The sequence below is a fragment of the Niallia sp. Sow4_A1 genome, assembly GCF_052116745.1.
GTDB classification, from domain to species: Bacteria; Bacillota; Bacilli; order Bacillales; family Cytobacillaceae; genus Niallia; species Niallia hominis.
In genome coordinates this window covers 42,720-62,043 of the sequence record NZ_JBQKKM010000030.1, presented here as the reverse complement: position 1 = coordinate 62,043, position 19,324 = coordinate 42,720, and the positions used below count along the sequence as shown (strand labels likewise).

14 protein-coding genes and 1 pseudogene are annotated in these 19,324 nt (G+C 36.6%); 1 reads left to right on the top strand and 14 read right to left on the bottom strand.

The window, feature by feature from the left end; all coding sequences use genetic code 11:
- Positions 1-190: pseudogene (locus ACTQ5K_RS16355) on the top strand (Crp/Fnr family transcriptional regulator); the annotation flags it as partial.
- 67 nt (positions 191-257) lie between these two features.
- On the opposite strand, the gene ACTQ5K_RS16350 reads toward ACTQ5K_RS16355, so the two are convergent.
- The 14 genes from ACTQ5K_RS16350 to ACTQ5K_RS16285 form a co-directional block, all read right to left on the bottom strand.
- Positions 258-1,487 carry an L-lactate MFS transporter gene (locus ACTQ5K_RS16350; RefSeq protein ID WP_031536148.1) on the bottom strand — a complete coding sequence of 410 codons (1,230 nt, stop codon included), beginning with the start codon at positions 1,485-1,487 and terminating at the stop codon, positions 258-260.
- A gap of 150 nt (positions 1,488-1,637) precedes the next feature.
- On the bottom strand, positions 1,638-2,366 hold the full coding sequence (locus ACTQ5K_RS16345) for a LytR/AlgR family response regulator transcription factor (protein WP_441994083.1): 729 nt from the start codon (positions 2,364-2,366) through the stop codon (positions 1,638-1,640).
- Positions 2,363-4,030 (bottom strand): sensor histidine kinase, encoded by a 1,668-nt coding sequence (locus ACTQ5K_RS16340; RefSeq protein WP_031536146.1) that lies wholly within the window; start codon positions 4,028-4,030, stop codon positions 2,363-2,365. Before ACTQ5K_RS16340 ends, ACTQ5K_RS16345 begins: the two co-directional genes overlap by 4 nt.
- Positions 4,031-4,166: 136 nt before the next feature.
- Complete coding sequence (locus ACTQ5K_RS16335) at positions 4,167-5,438, bottom strand: hypothetical protein (protein ID WP_441994082.1); 1,272 nt, start codon at positions 5,436-5,438, stop codon at positions 4,167-4,169.
- 24 nt (positions 5,439-5,462) lie between these two features.
- Positions 5,463-6,941, bottom strand: coding sequence for an NAD(P)H-hydrate dehydratase (locus tag ACTQ5K_RS16330; RefSeq protein WP_441994081.1), 1,479 nt, complete (start codon positions 6,939-6,941; stop codon positions 5,463-5,465).
- Between the two features lie 165 nt (positions 6,942-7,106).
- Positions 7,107-7,244 (bottom strand): small acid-soluble spore protein O, encoded by a 138-nt coding sequence (sspO, locus tag ACTQ5K_RS16325; RefSeq protein ID WP_031536143.1) that lies wholly within the window; start codon positions 7,242-7,244, stop codon positions 7,107-7,109.
- 126 nt (positions 7,245-7,370) lie between these two features.
- Complete coding sequence (locus tag ACTQ5K_RS16320) at positions 7,371-8,588, bottom strand: MFS transporter (RefSeq protein WP_031536142.1); 1,218 nt, start codon at positions 8,586-8,588, stop codon at positions 7,371-7,373.
- Positions 8,589-8,821: 233 nt separating this feature from the next.
- Positions 8,822-10,651 (bottom strand): methyl-accepting chemotaxis protein, encoded by a 1,830-nt coding sequence (locus tag ACTQ5K_RS16315; RefSeq protein WP_441994080.1) that lies wholly within the window; start codon positions 10,649-10,651, stop codon positions 8,822-8,824.
- Between the two features lie 428 nt (positions 10,652-11,079).
- Positions 11,080-11,577 carry a GNAT family N-acetyltransferase gene (locus ACTQ5K_RS16310; protein WP_235250723.1) on the bottom strand — a complete coding sequence of 166 codons (498 nt, stop codon included), beginning with the start codon at positions 11,575-11,577 and terminating at the stop codon, positions 11,080-11,082.
- On the bottom strand, positions 11,549-13,627 hold the full coding sequence (locus ACTQ5K_RS16305) for an ABC transporter permease subunit (RefSeq protein ID WP_235250725.1): 2,079 nt from the start codon (positions 13,625-13,627) through the stop codon (positions 11,549-11,551). Before ACTQ5K_RS16305 ends, ACTQ5K_RS16310 begins: the two co-directional genes overlap by 29 nt.
- Positions 13,628-13,881: 254 nt before the next feature.
- A complete protein-coding gene (locus tag ACTQ5K_RS16300; RefSeq protein WP_031536134.1) occupies positions 13,882-14,304 on the bottom strand; it encodes a GNAT family N-acetyltransferase in 423 nt (140 codons plus the stop codon).
- Positions 14,304-15,401, bottom strand: coding sequence for a threonine aldolase family protein (locus ACTQ5K_RS16295; protein WP_031536132.1), 1,098 nt, complete (start codon positions 15,399-15,401; stop codon positions 14,304-14,306). The genes ACTQ5K_RS16300 and ACTQ5K_RS16295 overlap by 1 nt, the downstream gene beginning before the upstream one ends.
- Before the next feature lie 240 nt (positions 15,402-15,641).
- Positions 15,642-17,444: an ABC transporter ATP-binding protein gene (locus ACTQ5K_RS16290; protein ID WP_031536130.1), complete on the bottom strand. Its 1,803-nt coding sequence runs from the start codon at positions 17,442-17,444 to the stop codon at positions 15,642-15,644.
- Positions 17,441-19,180: an ABC transporter ATP-binding protein gene (locus tag ACTQ5K_RS16285; protein WP_031536128.1), complete on the bottom strand. Its 1,740-nt coding sequence runs from the start codon at positions 19,178-19,180 to the stop codon at positions 17,441-17,443. Before ACTQ5K_RS16285 ends, ACTQ5K_RS16290 begins: the two co-directional genes overlap by 4 nt.
- Between the last annotated feature and the right edge of the window lie 144 nt (positions 19,181-19,324).

The window sequence follows — 19,324 nt, the reverse complement described above, 5'->3', positions numbered from 1 at the left end:
GAACTTTGCCTTCTTATTTAGTGGAACAGTAAGCACAAATGGACAAATGATTCTATTAGCAATATTCGTTATCGTAGCAGGTGCAAACGCAGGTAAATTTGGTCTAGACCGATATGCAATGCCATATATCAAAAAGCAATGGAACAATAGAAGAAATAATAAACACAAAAAAGAAACAGCAATTGCGTAAGCAGTTAATAGAAAGAAGTCAGTTACGATTAACATAACTGACTTCTTTTCTTTATGCATTTTAGTTTTTACCCAAGGCGATTTGCCAATTCAGGGCGACGTGCCTTTTTCTCTTTCGGTTCTGTCTTCGTATATGGTGGCTGAATAATCAATGTAATAACAAATGAAATCACACATAATATTGTAATAACCGTAAAGGTTGCATGGAATCCTCCTAGTACTGCTGCAATCATAGATCCAGCAAGTGCTCCGAATCCAAAACCTTGATAGATGATTCCATAGTTTTTACTTTGATTTTTCAGACCAAAGAAATCAGCGACAATGGCCGGATAGACGGTAATTACTCCTCCGAAACAGAATGCAATTGCTGCTACACAGGCAAAGAATAGTGGGAAATTTAATGGCACTACATTTAAAACAGTGACTGCTATAGCAGTTACTACTAATGTTCCAGATACTACTTTAATTCGTCCTACTTTATCAGATAATGCTCCAAGAATAATACGTCCAATTGTATTGAAAATTGCTACTAACGCAACAGCGTTGGCTGCTGTCGCAACATCTAAATTAGCTAAGCTGACACCAATATCTTTGACAATTCCAATTAAATACAGTCCGCTCATACATGCTGTAAAGAAAATAACAAAGAGTAGGTATGCTTGTTTCGTTTTCAGCATTTCCTTCACTGTGTAATTCTTTTGAGCTGTTACTGACGCTGTTTTTGTTTCTACTTCTTGCGCTTCTTTTAAGAGGAATGATCCTCCCACAACCATTGCTAATGCGATAATACCCCAGATTAAAAAGGCTGTTGAAACACCAAATGATTCAATAAAACTTGCATTTAAATATTTGAAAACAAGGCTACCGGTTCCATATGCCCCTACAGAAATACCAGATATCAATCCTTTTTTCTCAGGGAACCATTTAATTAAATTTGATAGGGAAGTAATATATGCAGTACCGTCGGCAAAACCAACGATTACTCCTGCAACAAGATATAACATCCATAAAGAAGATACTTGAGAGCTTAACATTAATCCTCCACCGAGGAAAATTCCAGCGATAGCAATTAAGCGACGCAATCCCCATTTATCTTGTAGCTTGCCTGCAAAAAGAGTAGCAAATGCTAGTGCAAAACTTGTAATCGAAAAAGTAATTGCAGTTGCACTTATATCCCAGCCAAATTTATCAACGAGCGGTTGATTGAATAAGCTCCATGTATAAATGGTTCCTAATCCCATTTGAACAATAATTGTACCAATAACTATAAGAAGGCGACTTCCATTTCGTTCTTTCATTCCGATCTCCTCTTTCTACTCGGTTTATAAACAGTATTTTCTACTATAAAAGGTTGTTTATGCTTTCTATTTATAGTTAAATTATACCGCCTGAAAGCTTTTTGAAACCGGTATCAGAATGAAATGCCCTATATTCGGAATGAATGGTAATTACAGATGCATAAGTTGTCGAAATGCTTTCGCTTTACTTCTGCTAACTGGTATTTCTGCCTTCATATCCTTTAATCGAACGAGATAAGTATGATTAAACCATGGCACAATTTCATGGATTTTCGAAAGGTTCACCGTATAGGATCGGTGGCAGCGAAAAAAAGTATCCTGTGGCAATTTATCGTGAAAATCAGAAATGCTCATTTGCATCATATATTCTTCTGATTTTGTATAAACTACTGTTACTTTTTCACTTGCTTCTGCAAAATAAATATCATTTACATCTGTCACAATAATATTTTCATTTTTGCGCAGATTGATACGACGATTTACCTCTGTTGTGACTTCTTCTGATCCCTTACTTTCCCTTTGATATGCTGATTCTAATTTTGCAAGCATCGCTGCTATACGCTTTTCTTCGTAGGGCTTTAAAATATAATCAAATGCTTCTAATTCAAAAGCCTGTGCTGCATGCTCCTTATAGGCTGTCGTGAAAATAATATAAGGCTTTTTGGCAAATTTACTAATATTGCTTGCTAAGAGCATTCCATCTAAAGACGGAATATTAATATCCAAGAAAATGGCATCGACTTCATTCTCTTGTAAAAATTTAAGCACATCTAGACCATCCTCAAATGAGGCAACAATTTCAATCCTGCTATGTGTCTTAATTAAATATTCTAATTCGTCTTTTGCTGGAATTTCATCCTCTACAATTATTGCTTTCATGCTATCACCTTCGTTATATCAAAATAAACTTCCGTACCTGGCTCTAATCTTCGAATGACTAAGCCTGTTCCATAGGTTAATTTTACTCGTTGATGGACATTCGTTAAACCGATCTGTTTTGATGATACTTCTTCTTTCGCGAGGCGATCAATTACTTCCTGAGCAATACCTTCGCCTGTATCTCGTACACTAACGCGAACCTTTTCTCCTAAATCTTTGACTGCAATTGTGATAACTCCAGGTCCCTTCCGCTTTAAAATTCCATGAACAACAGCATTTTCCACTAATGGTTGGATAAGCAGACTTGGAAGCTTAATATGGGTATCATCTATTTCATAGTTCACTTGTAGCCTATTCCCAAAACGCGCTTTTTCAATTTGGATATAGTCTCTTACTTGCTGAAGGGCTAGCTGTATATCAATAAGCTCTTCTCCTACCTCTAAGTTATAGCGCATATACCCTGATAAATTAATTATCAATTCTCGTGCTTTTTCTGGATTGCGACGGGTCGTTGAAGCAATTGCATTTAGAGCATTGAATAAGAAATGTGGATTGATTTTTGTCTGTAAAGCTTTAAGTTCCGCTTTATTTGCCTCTTCCTTCATTTGTTCTACTCGTGAAACTTCCATAAGGGTAGAGATAATTTGTGCTAAGCCAATCGCCATCGTTTGGAGCGTATTTGTAATCGTATAGGCCTTTCGATAATAGATTTTCAAGGTACCGGTTACAACGCCCCTTTCTTCCAATGGAATAACCAATAAACAATGAATTTGTGGGGTGTGATGGTCAGCGATATTATTTCGGATTGTGATTTTCCCACTTCGAATCGTGTCTTTTGTTAAATCACTAATAATTTCTTGGCCAATTTTGTATTTCTCTTCTCCAAATCCAACATATGCAAGAACATCCTTTGTGTCCGTTATTGCCACGGCATCAGCCTGAATATCCTCTTTAATAATGGTACAAATGGTACGTAAGGAATTTCCATTAATGGAACGGAAATACGGCAATGTTTTATTAGCAATATTAAGGGCTAGCTGTGCCTGCTGTGCAGCAATTCTTTCTTTTTCCCCTTCCACACTAGCAATCATTAAGACAATTAACCCGATACTAACTTGTCCTAAAATCATCGGCAAGGCAATTTTGGATACAATGTCTAGTCCTAAATCAAAGGGATCTGCAAAGAATAAAATCAGAATCATTGTTAATATTTCACATAGCATTCCCGCCACAATCCCATATATCCAACGACTATTCTTTTTCACCTGATGATGAATGTAGCCTGATACTACACCTGCTAAAATACTTGTTATTAAACAAGGAACAGAGGTTACTCCTCCAATATCAATTAAGTACCGATGTACACCTGATACAGTCCCTGTTACTATCCCAACCCATGGACCAAACAAGATACCACCTGACATTATCGCAATTATTCGGATATTCACAATCGAACCTTCTACTTCAATACCGGAATAGGTACCAAATAGGGCAAATGCACAGAATATCAGCGTGATTAACGTTAACTCTGTTGGGGAATGATGATCCTTTTGCAACGTTTCTTTGAATTTTGGAACTCTAGTCATAAAAAATAAGGTTAAAAGTAAAAGTGCAGCTCGCTCAAATAACTGAATAAGCATTTGTAATTCAAGGGAAGAGTCCATTCTTCTTCCTCCTTCTGTTTTAAAATCTTTGGTGTTTGTAACGAAATTATATCGTTTATTTTCCATCACAGTAAAATGAATGTTTCGTTATAAAAGAGCCTACTATTAAAAATAACTTTTGACGAACCATTTCTTATCAATTAATAAAGAAAGAATTATCTAACGTGCTGATTTCTCCACTTTCCACATCTACAAAGTAATCACAGTCTAATTTTCCGCATTGAATCCACTTTTTGTCCTGTCTACCAAACACATAGTAGGGAGTTAGCGTGAAATATGGCTTTAGCTTATCAAAAGCTTCCTCTTTACTCACCTTCCTCTCAATCGTTTCTTCTTGTTTCGCATCCATTATTTCATCCCATAATTCCTTCTTGTTCATATAATTTACTACCTCTCCATCTGTATCTAGAAAAACGATTAGCTTCCCTGGAAAAAGCGTTGAAGCAGTAATTTGCTCTAGGTATGCATGCAAATAGGAATTTTCCCGAGATAAATAAGTAAGTGTCCATTTTCCTGAATCATTCGGATACTTCATGCGCAAAAAATCTGTTACTTCTTGGATGCATTTTTCTGCAAGTTCATCCGTGATTGGCAAGGAGTCTGGATGCTTCACTTTTAAATAAGCATCCTCTACACTCACTTCATCCTCCCAATGTAAGAACTTTCTCTTAAAGCAATCCTTCTTTGTTTTCTGCCATTTGATTTCTTTGTTGAAATTTTTTTGAAAACCAACATGCTGCTGCATAAATGGCAGCTTACCTTTATCATCATTTCTGATGTATGTTTCTTCTACTCCATATACGATTTTCCTACCATCCTCTTCAGGAAAATTAGCTAAAACAACCTGTTCTCTCGCTATATCCTCTATGGCATCTAGCGATAAGGAATATTCTTCCTCTAATTCTTTCTTATTCGTTAACACACTTATATTTTGCGAATAGAATGTTAACTCTCCGTTTTCATTAAACTCTACATTTATCGAACAAGATGGGGATAACGGAACACCATTCCACTGTTCCTCAAAATAATACCTCCTTTCGTCTGTTTGCTTGCAAACAAAATCTTTCTCAATATTTAACCCAGTGAAAGCAGTGAGCCAATCCTTCACCTCTTTTATATCTTTATATGCAAAAACAACTCCATTTTCCGCATAGGTCACCCCCTGTACAAAAATAACAGATTGGAACTCCATTGTATGGATGTTTATATCGATAGAAGCTGTCCCTTCAGGATTCTCCTCATCTGTCCAATCGGCATATATATTAGGAAACCATTCCATATTTAAGAGATACAATGTCTCCCCATCTAACATTATCCTTCTAAATAATCGATACCTCCCTAGGTAATATTCCGCTAGTCCCCATTGTTTTTTTGCCAAGTCTACTAGTTCTTTAATCCGCGCGTCCATTTTTCTTTCCCCTTTACTATTATTTTATCTCACTACCTCATTTATCGCATCACATACATCATCTGCCAACATTCCGTAAGGTCCCTTTTGGGCAGCTGCCGCATCCCCTGCCAACCCATGAATATAAACACCTAAGCGAGCGGCTTCTCTTTCCCTTAAGCCTTGTGCTAGTAAACCAACAATCACTCCTGTTAATACATCTCCTGTTCCACCTGTCGCCATCCCATTATTCCCAGATGTATTCACATACGTATCTTCAGTACCCTCTGTTACGATTGTTCTTGCATCCTTTAATACACATGTTAGCTTCTTTTCTGCCGCGAATTTTTCTGCTACTTCGATAATATCATCTGCAATCTTGGGAATTGGTTTACCAGTGAGGCGAGACATCTCTCCTACATGTGGGGTCATAATAATTTTTTGTTCATGATCGTGCAAAAGCTCCGGTTCCTTGGCGACAAGTGTAATGGCATCAGCATCTATCACTAGCGGAACTTTGCTAATAGACAGAACTTTGCTTAACAAATATTTAGCTTCCTCTGATATACCCATTCCAGGTCCTATTACAATGGCACTCGCCCAATTAATGGCCTCTGTTAGCCAGTCTCCATCTAGTTGACTTCTTTGATATGTCGTTACAATGGCTTCTGGAAGCAAGGTTTGAAGTATTTGTCGATTTTCTTCTGGAGTCACGATTCTTACTAGACCTGCTCCCATCCGATAAGCTGCTTTTGCAGAAAAATAAGCTGCACCACTCATATTTTTTGACCCAGCAACCACTAGTATTTTCCCATATGTACCTTTATTAGAATAAGATTGCCGTCTCGGAATTCTCTCTAAATCCTTCCTTGTATAGGTATATATTTTAGGAAATCTTCCTTCAAATCCCCTAGCCGTAATCCCAATATCTTTGACCTTCACAACCCCAGCATAATCTGCTCCAGGATAAAGGACTAAACCTAATTTGCGAAATGCAAATGTTACTGTTCGTGTCGCTTTTATAGCGTTTCCCATCACTTTTCCATTATCTGCTGAAATACCTGAAGGAATATCTACAGAGAGGATTTCCCCTTCAGCTTGATTTACTTGCTCTATTATCTCTAGGTATTTTCCACTTAACGGACGTGATAACCCAATTCCAAACAAGGCATCCACAATCGTTGTGTATGGATTATTCTCTATCTTTTTTACTGAGCTTACCCCATAATACTCGGCTATTTTCTGTTGCTGTTTATTTTCTGTTGTTCGTTTCTGTTCATCTCCTACAAATAAAACATCCACCTTAATATTTTGTAAATGCAATAACCTTGCCACTGCATACCCATCTGCCCCATTATTCCCAGAACCACATACAACGAGTACTCTAGTTAAATCAAATGAGTCCAATTCTTCGACAACAGAAAGAGCAGCTCTTTCCATGAGAACCATAGATGGCATGCCAATTTTTTGAATCGTCGTTACATCACATCTTTTCATTTCTTCACAATTCAGTAAATATTCCATCCTTCTCCACACTTTCTAAAAATTCCTAATTACGAATTACCATATCATTTATGATATTACCTTCTATTTCCCCCATATATTTTCCTCCTATAAGAAGGAATCAATCTTACCTCCCATTAAGCAGAAAAAAAGTACCCCTTCTAGAAGGATACTTTTTAGCTACGCTTATTGTCTTTTCTTCGTTTTTTTATTATTTAATTTCTCCGCTGCTGTTAATGGCTCATTTGCAAATTCATGGTCAAATTGACGAGATGTATCATCCTGCACTGCTTGTTTCGCATTTTTATTTTTATTTTTTGCCATGATTGTCACCTCCACCTTTTATTCTTTCTTGACCCAATAGAAATATGTAAGAGGAATTGTGAAATTTTTGCGACAAAAAAAGAGACTTCCTACCATGCTATTTAATGCATTCGAAGTCTCTGTCTGTTATTTGCCATGCGTCACTATTTTTACTTTTTGCTTAATGGTTGTTCTAAACACATTTCCTTTTTTATAGGCTATTCCTGTTGCTACTAACAACAACATACCGGTGACGATAAAAACAGATTGTGCAGGGAAAATCCCTCCAAGAAATCCTCCTATCATCGGTCCAAACATTCCGCCTAGCTGAGTTGCTGTTTGGTTAAGACTAAATGCTCTGCCACGGAAATTCTCTGCTGTTGATTTTACAACCAATCCATTCAATGCTGGAAAAACAGCACAAAAGAAAAGGCCAAAAATAAAACGAGTAATCGAGAAGCCCCAAATATTGCTGAATATTATTTGCGAGAATGTTCCAAGTCCTCCACCTAATAATCCAATAAATAAGATACGATTAAATCCAACCTTATCCGCCCATTTCCCCCAATATGGTGCCATGATGACACTTGCAATACCAGGAAGTGAGAAGATAATCCCCGCTAATAAGGAAGCTTTATCCATCGACCCACCAACCTCTAAAATATAAAGAGGGAGAATCGGTTCAATGGTCATAATAGAACAAGATGTGACCACTGTTAATAGAAGTACTAGCATAAGGGGTCTATTGGAAAAGGCTATTCGCAAGTCATTTCTTACAGATCCTTTTTCTTTACTTGGCGAAAAATTATCCTCTTTTACCCAGAAAATAATCAAGAATGTTGCAATGAAAACAAGAAGTCCTGCACTCGCAAAGGATAGCCGATTTCCAACTAATTGCGAAAGTACGCCTCCAATTAGTGGTCCCATTATACCTCCTGATGCAGATGCTGTAGAGATCATCGACAAAGCATACCCTGTTTTATCTGAAGGGGTATTCGTTCCAATTAATGCAATTGCTCCAGGAATAAAACCAGATAATAACCCTTGCATTATTCGAAGTACTAATAATTGGTATGGGTTCGTAACAAAAGCGGCTAAAGTATATACCACAAAAAGCACAAATCCAGCTCGAATAATCATCGGTTTTCTTCCATATTTATCTGCTAGCCTTCCCCAAAATGGAGAAGCAAATGCTCCTGCAAAAAACGCTGCACTAAACAATAATCCGGACCAAATTTCTGTGTTTTCGTGAACATTTAATTCTAGAAGAAAAATTGGCAAAAAGGGAATTACCATGTTAAATGATGCAGAGGTAAAGAAAACCCCTATCCATAAAACAAGTAAATTCCGCTTCCAAATTTCCATTTAGTATCGCTCTCCTAAGACATCAGCAATCAAGTACCAAGCCAATGAGATTTATTTTCCTCCATCATAGCATACTACCATTTATTTTTATACCCGAAATTTTTATTATCCGAAAAAATAATAACTGCAAAAGGTACCCGTAGCTAGACACTGAATGAACTTTAAAAACGTATACTTCTTAACCATTAAAAAAGTTGAGAAACTTTATCTCGTTTCTCAACTTTCCAACATTACTAAATTTTAAATTCCTTCACTAGTCCATTTAACTCTACTGCTAAATTAGATAATTCATGTGAACTATCGGCAAGCTCTTGCATCGAGCTGCTTGTTTGTTGAACAGAAGCAGATGTTTGCTCAATACCTGCAGCAGCTTCCTCTGAAATAGCTGCTATATCTTCAATAGAACGATTCATCTCTTTACTTGTTTCTAAAATGGAAGCGAGATTTTCTGAAACAACTTCAATGCTATTTGCCATATCGTTTACAGCATTTTTTATTCCATTAAATGTTGCACCCGTAGTTTTGATTTGTTCCGTACCTTTCATTACCTCTTCGTATCCACCTTGTAAAGACTCCGTAACAACACTTGACTCTTTTTGAATACTACCTACGATGTTTGTAATGTCTGTGACGGAGAATGCAACTTGTTCTGCAAGCTTCCTTACTTCATCCGCTACCACTGCAAACCCTCGCCCATGCTCTCCTGCTCGTGCTGCTTCAATTGCTGCGTTTAAAGCAAGTAAATTTGTTTGATCGGCAATTCCTTTAATGACGGAAACTAGCTTCGATATTTCCTGAGACTGTGTATCCAAGCCGCGGACCTTTTCCACAGATTCCTTCATAATTTTATTGATATTATTCATTTGCTCAATAGACGATTCCATTAATTGACTTCCATCATTCGTCATGCCGAGCACTTTATTAGATGATTGATAAATTAACTCCCCTTGTGTATATGCATCACCTATTGTGCCAGAAAAGGATTCCATAGATGCTGCTAAAGCACTTGCCGTATTCGCTTGGCTTTCAGCTCCAGATGATAATTCCTGCATAGTAGTCGCTACTTGCTGGCTTCCGGCAGTCACTTCATTCGTAGATTGGGACAAGTTCTCACTCTGTTTGTTAACAGTGATTGATACTTCTGATATCTTTTGGATGACCATTCGAAGGTTACTACTCATTTTATTCATGGACTGAGCAAGTTTTCCTATCTCATCCTTGCCTTGATAATTAATGTTTTCAGCTGTTAAATTACCATTCGCAATCGTATCACTAACTTGAACAACTTGCTTTAAATTACGAGAAATAATCCGACTTATAATGATAATTAAGATTGTACCAATAATTAGTGCCGTTATCATCGAAATAATTAACGTTTTCGTTGCAACACTCGCACTATTAACCGCATCGCTTGCTGCTTTGGTACGACTAACTTGTACCAATTCTTGCAGTTTATCCAAAGCCGTTATCGTTCTATTACGCATCGTTGTATTCGTTAGGCTTAAGGAATTAATAGCAGATCGATCATTTGCTTGCATAGCAGGGATAATTTGATCGTTAAATAGTTCATTCATTTTCTGATCACGATCGACGATTTCATCAAATAAAGCTTGCTCTTCCTCATTTCGGATATCTTTTTTAATCTCTTCTTCATATTCATTAAATTTCGTAATGCTCACTTGATATTCGTCTACATAGGAAGGATTTTGATAGTCGAGATAATTTAAGATACTAATACTCTTTTCACGAGTAATAGACCCCATCTCTGTTATAAGAAGTGCTCTTTCATCGGTTTTATTCAATTGCTCAATACTGCCATTGATATGGATTAAACGTGTCGTTACTAGAATTGTTGTAATGGTTAAGAGTGCGAAAACAAGCAATAAAGTAAATCCATATTTCCAACCGATTGATACATTATTTAACTTATGTAGCTGACGATTATTTAATTTTAACTTTTCAAAAATCTTAAACTTCCCATTTCTTACCTTGCTAGATTTCTTAGGTTTTTTTTCTTTCTTTGGACCAGTTATTTTTGGTTTTCTAAACTTTATTTTTGCCATTACCAGTTCTCCCCCTTGTAGATTTGGGACCACTTTTACTAAATTTATCTTCTCTTTACTGTTTTCTAAAAAATTCTAATATATTCCAAAATAGTAATTTTGATTCTTTATGACTACTACCTCCTCTTTCAAAAAAATAATATGCTCTGTTTGTGTCTTCATCTATTTCATTACCCTACCGCTAACTAGTAAAATAGAATTAGATTCGCTAAAAACATGGTACTTTTTTACTTTGTATGTACAATATTAAAGTAATTTACAGAATAATTCAATTTTATTTACAAATAATATATCGGACTTTTTGCTCAATTGTTTATATTTAAATATTTTTTTATGATAATATTTATTTTTTTCAAACTGTTTTCCTATTAAAAAATAAAAACTGTGATCAAACTTTTTTTAAAAGTTTAACCACAGTCTAAAATTTATTATAAATAAAGAACCATTAATGCTTCATCATAATATTTCCCACTAATTTTTAATGCTTTTCGATCAATTCCATATGTTTCAAATCCTAAGGAATCATATAATTTTTTGGCCGCTATATTATTTGTTACTACTTCTAAATATAGCTGTTCTATGTCATGTAACTCCATTGCTTTATTAATGGCTATTTGCACTAATTGCTTGCCGACTCCTTTGCCCCTGTGTAAAGGAGTAACATAGGCTGCATATAAATGGCCACGATGATTCATTTTTTGTTTCCCATCTTTCATTAAGGTTAAGACACCGATTAGATGATTTTCCGCAAATGCCCCGAAGACATAAGCAGATGAATCCGTTAAGCGGTTCTCTGTTCGACTAATGGGATAGTCTTTTTCTTCCTCATAGCTTGACCCAAATGCTTCTGGATTTGTCTTCAGAGCCTCTAATCTTAATGAAAAGTATGCTTTAGCATCACGGAGGTGTAATTGCCTGATTTCCATTTGAATCTCTCCTTATCTGTGTAAAACTTTCTTTCGAAATAGATGGAGCTACAGCATTTATTTCTGGCTTTTGTTTTTTCCGCTCAGCCCTTGGTTGTTTAAAGACTACTCCCACTTTTACTTGCTGAACCTCTTTTACCCCTTGTACAATCAGCTGCATCGCAAAAATGGCAATAATAAAGGGAACAAGTATAAATAAATACCAGTACCGTCCAGAAGCAAGTGCGCTTCTGCCAACCTGCCCTATTAATCCAGACCATTCATAGGTAGAGGATTTAGGAGGATCTGAAAACATAGGATCCATGGATAATTTTGTACCTCCAAAGAAATAATCAAAAATGCCTAAATGCATAAAGATTAATAGCACTTGGATAAATTGCTGTCCAAAAAGAATGGTAAGTCTTGGGCCTAAATGGGGGAGAATATGGCGAATAAAAATTTGAAATTTCCCACCACCCATAACTCTAGCACTTGCGATAAATTCATAATCAAGTACACGATTGATTTCTTTTCCTAATAATACAGTAGTTAAAGGGACAACTAGTAAAGTCAAAATCATCGTTTCTAAAAAGACTCTTTCCCAAAAGGAATAGCTGAATCCGTCAAAAGTTGGTAATAGAATCGGTCTTAGTAAAATATAGGCAAGCAAGCTTAATGGCATAAAGTGAATTGAATCCACCATCTTTGCCAGCCATTGCTGTACTTGAGATTTCACAAAAAATGAATAAACTATAGCAAGCAATAATCCACCAACAACACGCAAAAATGCTATAAGCAGGGCAAAAAATAGGGTATACTTTGCGCCAATAACAATTTGATCATAGATACTATAGCCAAGTCTATCAGAACCAAAGAAAAAAGGTTCTGTTGGTGCAAACGGCATGGCAGCAAGGAGGGTCGCTCCATCTTCTGCATACAGTAAGCGCATTTTGTCGACATGATTATTAGTTGTGACAGAGTAAAGAACGCTATACCCAATTACGATGATAAAAAACAAGCTCCCCACTGCAAATTTCCAGTTCTTCATATGGATGCCAAACGTCTTGCCTACCCACATTACTGGACGAAGCAAAGAAAGGCTTTTCCAGCTAAACCGTTGGAATCCGTCCTTTAAATTGATTAAAAATACCTTAAAGGAGGAAACGAAGGATGTAACGGTTATCTTCTCTCTCCACGATTCCTTTTTCAATTCCCGTGCTGGTTCCTTCTCCTCTTTCAATACTATTTCGCCTAACTGAAAAATAATAAAAAATGGCGTAAATATAAGCAGCAAGGAAACAGCAATCGTCATTGGTGTAAAGCTTTCTACTAGAAAATATGTAAATCCATGTATATTAAAGAGTCGTTCAATAATAAATTGACTTGATAGCAATCCCCAAATGATAATTTTCATATGATGAAAGGAAACGGGAATAATATTTCGGAGAATATGTTTCCACAAAATAGGAAAATTATGGATACCTTTACTTCTTGCAAAATTTACATACATCTTCAAATATTCTTCTTCCATCATCAAGATAAGAATTTTGAATAAAGAAACAGCAGGAATAATTGCAAGGGTTAGAATTGGCCCTAAATATGCCTTTTCTGAATAACTGGCTACTTCAAATATCTCTACCCCTGTTTGCACAAAAATAAAGATAACGAAAGATTGCAGAAGTGTTGCTATAATTATATCTGGAATCGATTCAATTAAATCTAAGATTCTTTTTATTGGCTGCAAAAGAAATTTGGGTAGAAAAAAAGAGACAAGTGATAATACAAATGCAGCAATGCTCCCTAATAACAACGCACCAAACAAAATTTCCATCGAATAAATAAACGCCGGAAATAGTATATCCAATATCGGCTTTTCATCTACTCCATTTAAGGAATATACCCATCCATCCTTCTGAAAAAATTCCTCCGATAAAAAAGATAGCAGGGTTGAAAAATATCCCTCTCCCTCTGGAAAATCCCTCATTTGAAAGTATTTTGGAAAAACGCTTAATGCGAGTATCGCCATCGTTCCAAGTAAATAATAGATGATTAATTTCGCAAATTTTCTCATAGATCCCCTTTCCTTCTTATCGCTTTCTATCTAAAAATTTATACTATTCAAATTATATGAATATATCGATTGCTAATCAACCCCATTTTTTCCAAATCAGTGTGAAGGGATAGGGAGATAAGGCTTTCTTAATCTAACATCAGTGAAATTTATGATATACCAGCAAAAATTTCCATTTATCAGCCAATCCATAGGGGTTATCAGCCAAAATTTCGATTTATCAGCCAATCCTCTTCTTCACTATCATACTTTTTCTATTCCACTAATCTTTTCTGCAAAAAGTATTGTTTTACTCCTTCTGGAAAATGATCTAAAGTTCCAAATACTTCGTAGCCATGCTTTTGGTAAAAATCTGGTGCTTGAAAACTGAAAGTATCTAGATAAATAAATGCACATGCATTTTTCTCCGCAGCTTGTTCCATCTTCTCTAAAAGCTTGCTGCCATATCCTGCTTTCCTTACACTCTCATCCACCCATAAGAAATCAACATGCATATGATGCCAAAACATATGACCCGTAACACCAGCCACGATTGTGCCATTATCATCTCTTACAACAAAACTAATATTTTCATAGGGACTTTTCAATTTTTCTGGCAGCTGCTCCATATTATAAGCAACCAGTTTTTTTCGAATATAATCACTATCCTCTTGAACCCATTGCTGGATTATTTCCATTATTCACCGCTCCTTTTCTCGCTTATTTTTTCTGCAAGTAAACCAAACATTTTTCTGACAGTCTCTGTCGGAATTTCTTGATAAGCATCACCTAAGCTAATTTCAAAAGAACAATTATTTTCAGCTAGCTCTTTTACATAGCCACTTATACCAATTCCCATTATCTCTTGAATATCTGTCAAAATAGTCTCTACTGCTTCTTTTTCCAAATCAAAATGAACATGGAACATATTAGAAACTGGCGCAATTGGAAGTGTTTGAACCCCTTCACATCTGTTAAAAAACGCTGCTAGCTGTTTGGCAGATTCATAGTATTCAGCCATTTTATTAACTCGTTTTTCATAATAATAATCAGCAGACAAAATATATGGATACAAACTGATTAAGTCACCGCCATATCTTCGTTTCCAAACCTTTGACTGGCTTGTAAATTCTTTACTCCCAGCTAGGATTGCCCCAGCAACGCCGCCTATTCCTTTATAAAAAGACATATAAACACTATCAAACAACGCACATACCTCTGCTGCTGTTTTTTGATAATAGGGCAGCACTTCCATTAATCTAGCCCCATCAAGATGGAGCTTCATTCCATGCTCTTTGCAATAACGTGAAATCTTCTCTAATGTCTCAAAGCTTGGTAATTGACCACCAATTTCACGCTGTGGCAATTCTAACAGCACACAGGCAACGCCATTCTCCATTTCCATAATATCTTCTAATTCTATTACTCTCGTTTTATCTGCTAATAGAATTGTTTCGATTTTATGAAGCTTCTTTAATCCATCTTGCTCGTGAATTTCTAAATGACTTAATGGATGATAGGCGACTTTCCCTAAATCTTTTTCATCACACCATATTCGTAGGGCGATTTGCTGTGCCATCGTTCCACTTGGAAAAAAGACTGCTGCTTCCTTTCCGAAAAGATTGGCCATTTTTTGCTGAAAATCTCCTATTATTTTTCCTTGTCCATACATATCACTTTCTACATTTCCGTCTATTTCCTGCAATGCTTCTTTTAGTACTTGTACATTTCTTTTGCCATGATTGCCTAATTTATAGGTGGTTTTGTTATATGAATCTCTTAATGTAATTGCCATCTTACTCTCCCTACTCTCGATCAGAATATTTCGACTATATAATAACTATAGCATTTTTTAAAACTAGCAATGGATTTTTATTAGCTTTCTTGAAAATAGGAAACGGGCACTTACAGGGCGACTCTGTTACCTTTTGCTTTCCTTTTTTGACGAAATGGGCTTAAGAGGCGCTTTCTCTAAAAAATCAAACATACGCAAAGAACAGTAATCCTCATAAGAAATACTGTTCTTTGATGTTATTTAAATAGGCTGTGTTTCTTTCTGATTAACAGTTGCCTCTCCAATATCTGCTTCTCGTTTGAATAATCGTGAATATACACCGTTATTATTTTTTAATAGTTCGTTATGTGTACCTTCTTCGACTATTACCCCTTTATCTAATACGATAATACGATCTGCAGATAATACCGTAGATAGTCGGTGGGAAATGATGAAAATCGTTTGTTTCTTCGTCGTTTTTAAAACAGCTTCATTAATTTTTGCTTCTGTAATAGGATCTAGCGCTGAACTTGCTTCATCTAATACAAGGATTGGGGCATCCTTCAAAATTGCCCGCGCTAAAGATAGACGCTGTTTCTGCCCGCCTGACAGTAAGCTTCCTCTTTCTCCAACCTTTGTGTTCAACCCATCTGGAAGGGTTTCTAGTAATTCGCCTAAACCGCTCGCACGGAGAACATCATACAATTCTTTCTCTGTTGCATCTGATTTTCCAATCCGTAAATTATCTGCCAACGTGCCACTTCGCATTAGTACATCCTGTGTAACGATTGCCATTTGCGAACGAAGCCAGTCCGTATCCCATTCTCGAATCTCTCGTCCATCTACTTCAATAGAACCCTTTGTTGTGTCATATAATCGAAAGAGTAAGTCAATAATCGTTGATTTCCCAGAACCACTCGGCCCAACTAACGCTATTTTCTCTCCTGCCTTAATAGCAAAAGAAACACCTTTTAATACGCTCTCTTCTTTATCTGGATAAACGAAGGACACGTCTTTCAAGCGCACATCGCCACTTGCTCTTTCTCCCCTTACCCCTTGCTTCGTTTCTGCTTCTGATACAGGTTGTGAAAGCAAGATATCTGATCTGTCTAAAGCAGGGCCTGTTCGTCTAACTGAAAGCCAATTTCTTAGGAGACGTTGCATTTCATTTGCCGCAATCGTTACTAATCCTCCTGCTGTTAACATTTGACCGCTAGTTAAATCCCCATTCCAGATAAGGAGCGTACTGATAAAATAAACAAGTCCTAATGCAAAACCATTATAGCTTGCAATCACAACTACTGATTGCATTCTTGCTTTTAATTCTCGTAGTGAATGTTTTACAAAAGAATCCCTAATGGAAACGACACTATTTACTTCACTATCGGAAACACCCATTACTCGTGATAGATGAATACCTGTAACAGATTCTCTTAATCTCTCTAAATATTTGGAAGCTTCTGCCCTAGCGTCTGCTGATGCAGCTCGCGTTCTAGCCCCTACATAGTTGGATGCCCAGTAAAACAGAATTCCAAGAACAACACTTGTGATCATTAAATAAGGGTGAATGAACAGCAATACAATACTATAAATCACTACCCCTTGAGCACTTGCCATAAAGGTTGACCCTTCCCATGCTAAAAAATTATGAAGGGTATCTGGATCATCAGAAGTTCGTGCTAATAATTCCCCAGATGAATTATTTTGATAAAACGAAAAAGGGAGTACTTGCAAATGCCCAAATAATCGTAGCTTTTGTCTATTTGTCACAGACTTCGCAGTAATATGGCAAAAGTATTCATCAATGATCATCATGCCTAAATCTAATACAGCAGATAATACCAATAGCCACATTAATCCCCATAGCCAGGTGTTATTCTCACTTGGGAGAATGGTATCAATTAGCCAGCTTAAGGCTAAAGTTGGTATTAACGCAGAAAAGACTTGGCTAATAGCAATAACTAGGGAATCGCCTATGACCCATTTTTTATAAGGCATTAAAAATTGAATAACACGTTTGCCATCACCGATTTTCTTTTGTTTGGAGATATCCAGTTTACTCATCCAATCATCTCCTTCTCCAGCTCGCTATATTGTGCTCGATATAATTGATAATATTGTCCTTTTAAAGCTAACAGTTCTTCATGTGTACCCTGTTCGGCAACCATCCCTTGATCAAGTAGCAGAATTGTATCTGCCTTTCTGACTGTAATCAATCGATGGGCAATCGTAATCGTCGTTCTTCCTGGAATTAATTGTTCTAGTGAGTCTTGAACCTTTTCTTCCGTTTCCCCATCTAAGGATGATGTAGCTTCGTCAAAAATTAACACTGGTGGCTGGCGCAAAATTGCTCTTGCAAGGGCAACCCGTTGTCTTTGTCCCCCCGAAAGCTTCAAGCCACGTTCTCCAACAACCGTTTCATACTTATCCTCCAAGGAATCAATTAGCTCTTTTAATCCTGCCGCTTCAACAGCCTGCTCCAGCTCTTCCATCGTCGCATCAGGCTTTCCATAAAGAAGATTATTGCGAAGTGTACTATTTAACAGGAAGGTTTCCTGTGATACTACTCCAACCTGCCTGCGAAAACTATTGCGATTATAAGCAAATAAATTTTTCCCATCAATGGTCACTGAGCCTTTCTCCGGTTCATAAAGCCCTAGCAAAATTTGAATTAGTGTACTTTTTCCTCCGCCACTTGTTCCAACGATGCCGATATGCTTACCGGATTCCACAGAAACAGATACACCCTTTAGCACTTGCTTATCGCTTCCTGGATAGGAAAACCAAATATTATCTAAATCTATTTTTCCTTGAACTACACCAAAGTTCGGAAGATTTTGTTCATGCTCTTCTGGCAAATCAAAGTATTCGTATATTCTTTGCAATGCTGGAATGGCTTGTTGAATCGTTAAGGCATTTTCTGCTAAGGAACGAACGGGCTGGAACATGATTGGAATAAAGTTCAAGCAAGAAACGAGTGTTCCAACGGTAATATTCCCTTGCCAGATCGATAATCCACCAATTAGCATCACAACACCAGGAGTAGCAATATTAAATAAATTTCCTAGACGCCAATTGACTTTTCCAATTAAAGCCGCCCGAATAGAATAATTTTTCCAATTGGTCAGTTTCTTTTCCTGTGTAGCAATTTCCTCTTTTTGCGTTTGATAGGTTCTTACTAAACGAACACTTTCGATACTTTCCTGCAAATGCTGATACATGTCTGCACTCATATCTCTTTGTACCGCACTCATTTTCCGCATTGTTTTCCCTAATTTAAAGGATGGGAGAATGTAAATAGCAAATACAATGAACATCACAATCGCAGCTGGCCAGTATATCGCAAATACCGTGATAAAAGCTGCTACTGCACTAATTACTTGTTGAAGTATCCGTGGTACAACCGTATTATTTAAATTTTGTATCGATTCTACATCATGGGTTAGTCGATATAGCATATCCCCACGAGGTGTCTTTGAAAAAAAGGACATCGGCGTTCTGTGAAGTCTTTTAAATGCACGAATTTGCATATCTGTAATCACATCAAAGCCAATTTTCACCTGTACAAATTCTTGTAAAGATTCAAATAGTGCCTTCCCTAAAAATGCTGCTAATATTCCGAAAACAATCCATAAAATAAATGCTATTGCTTTGTCTCCGATTACTTCATCTACCAATTTCCCTACAAGAATTGGAGGCAAAATCGTAAAGGCACCACCAATTAATGAGAAAAATAAAGCAATCAATAACTTACGCCAATATGGTTTAAAATGCTGTAAAGTAGTTCTTAATAAGTTCATTCTTTTTCCTCCCCACAAAGAGTTATTGTATTACAAATAATGAAAATATTCACTATAATTTACGAAAAAATTTCGGATTATGAAATTTATTTTTGTACATTAAAAAAGAAGGCAGCAATTGCTAACCTTCGCAAAATATTATTC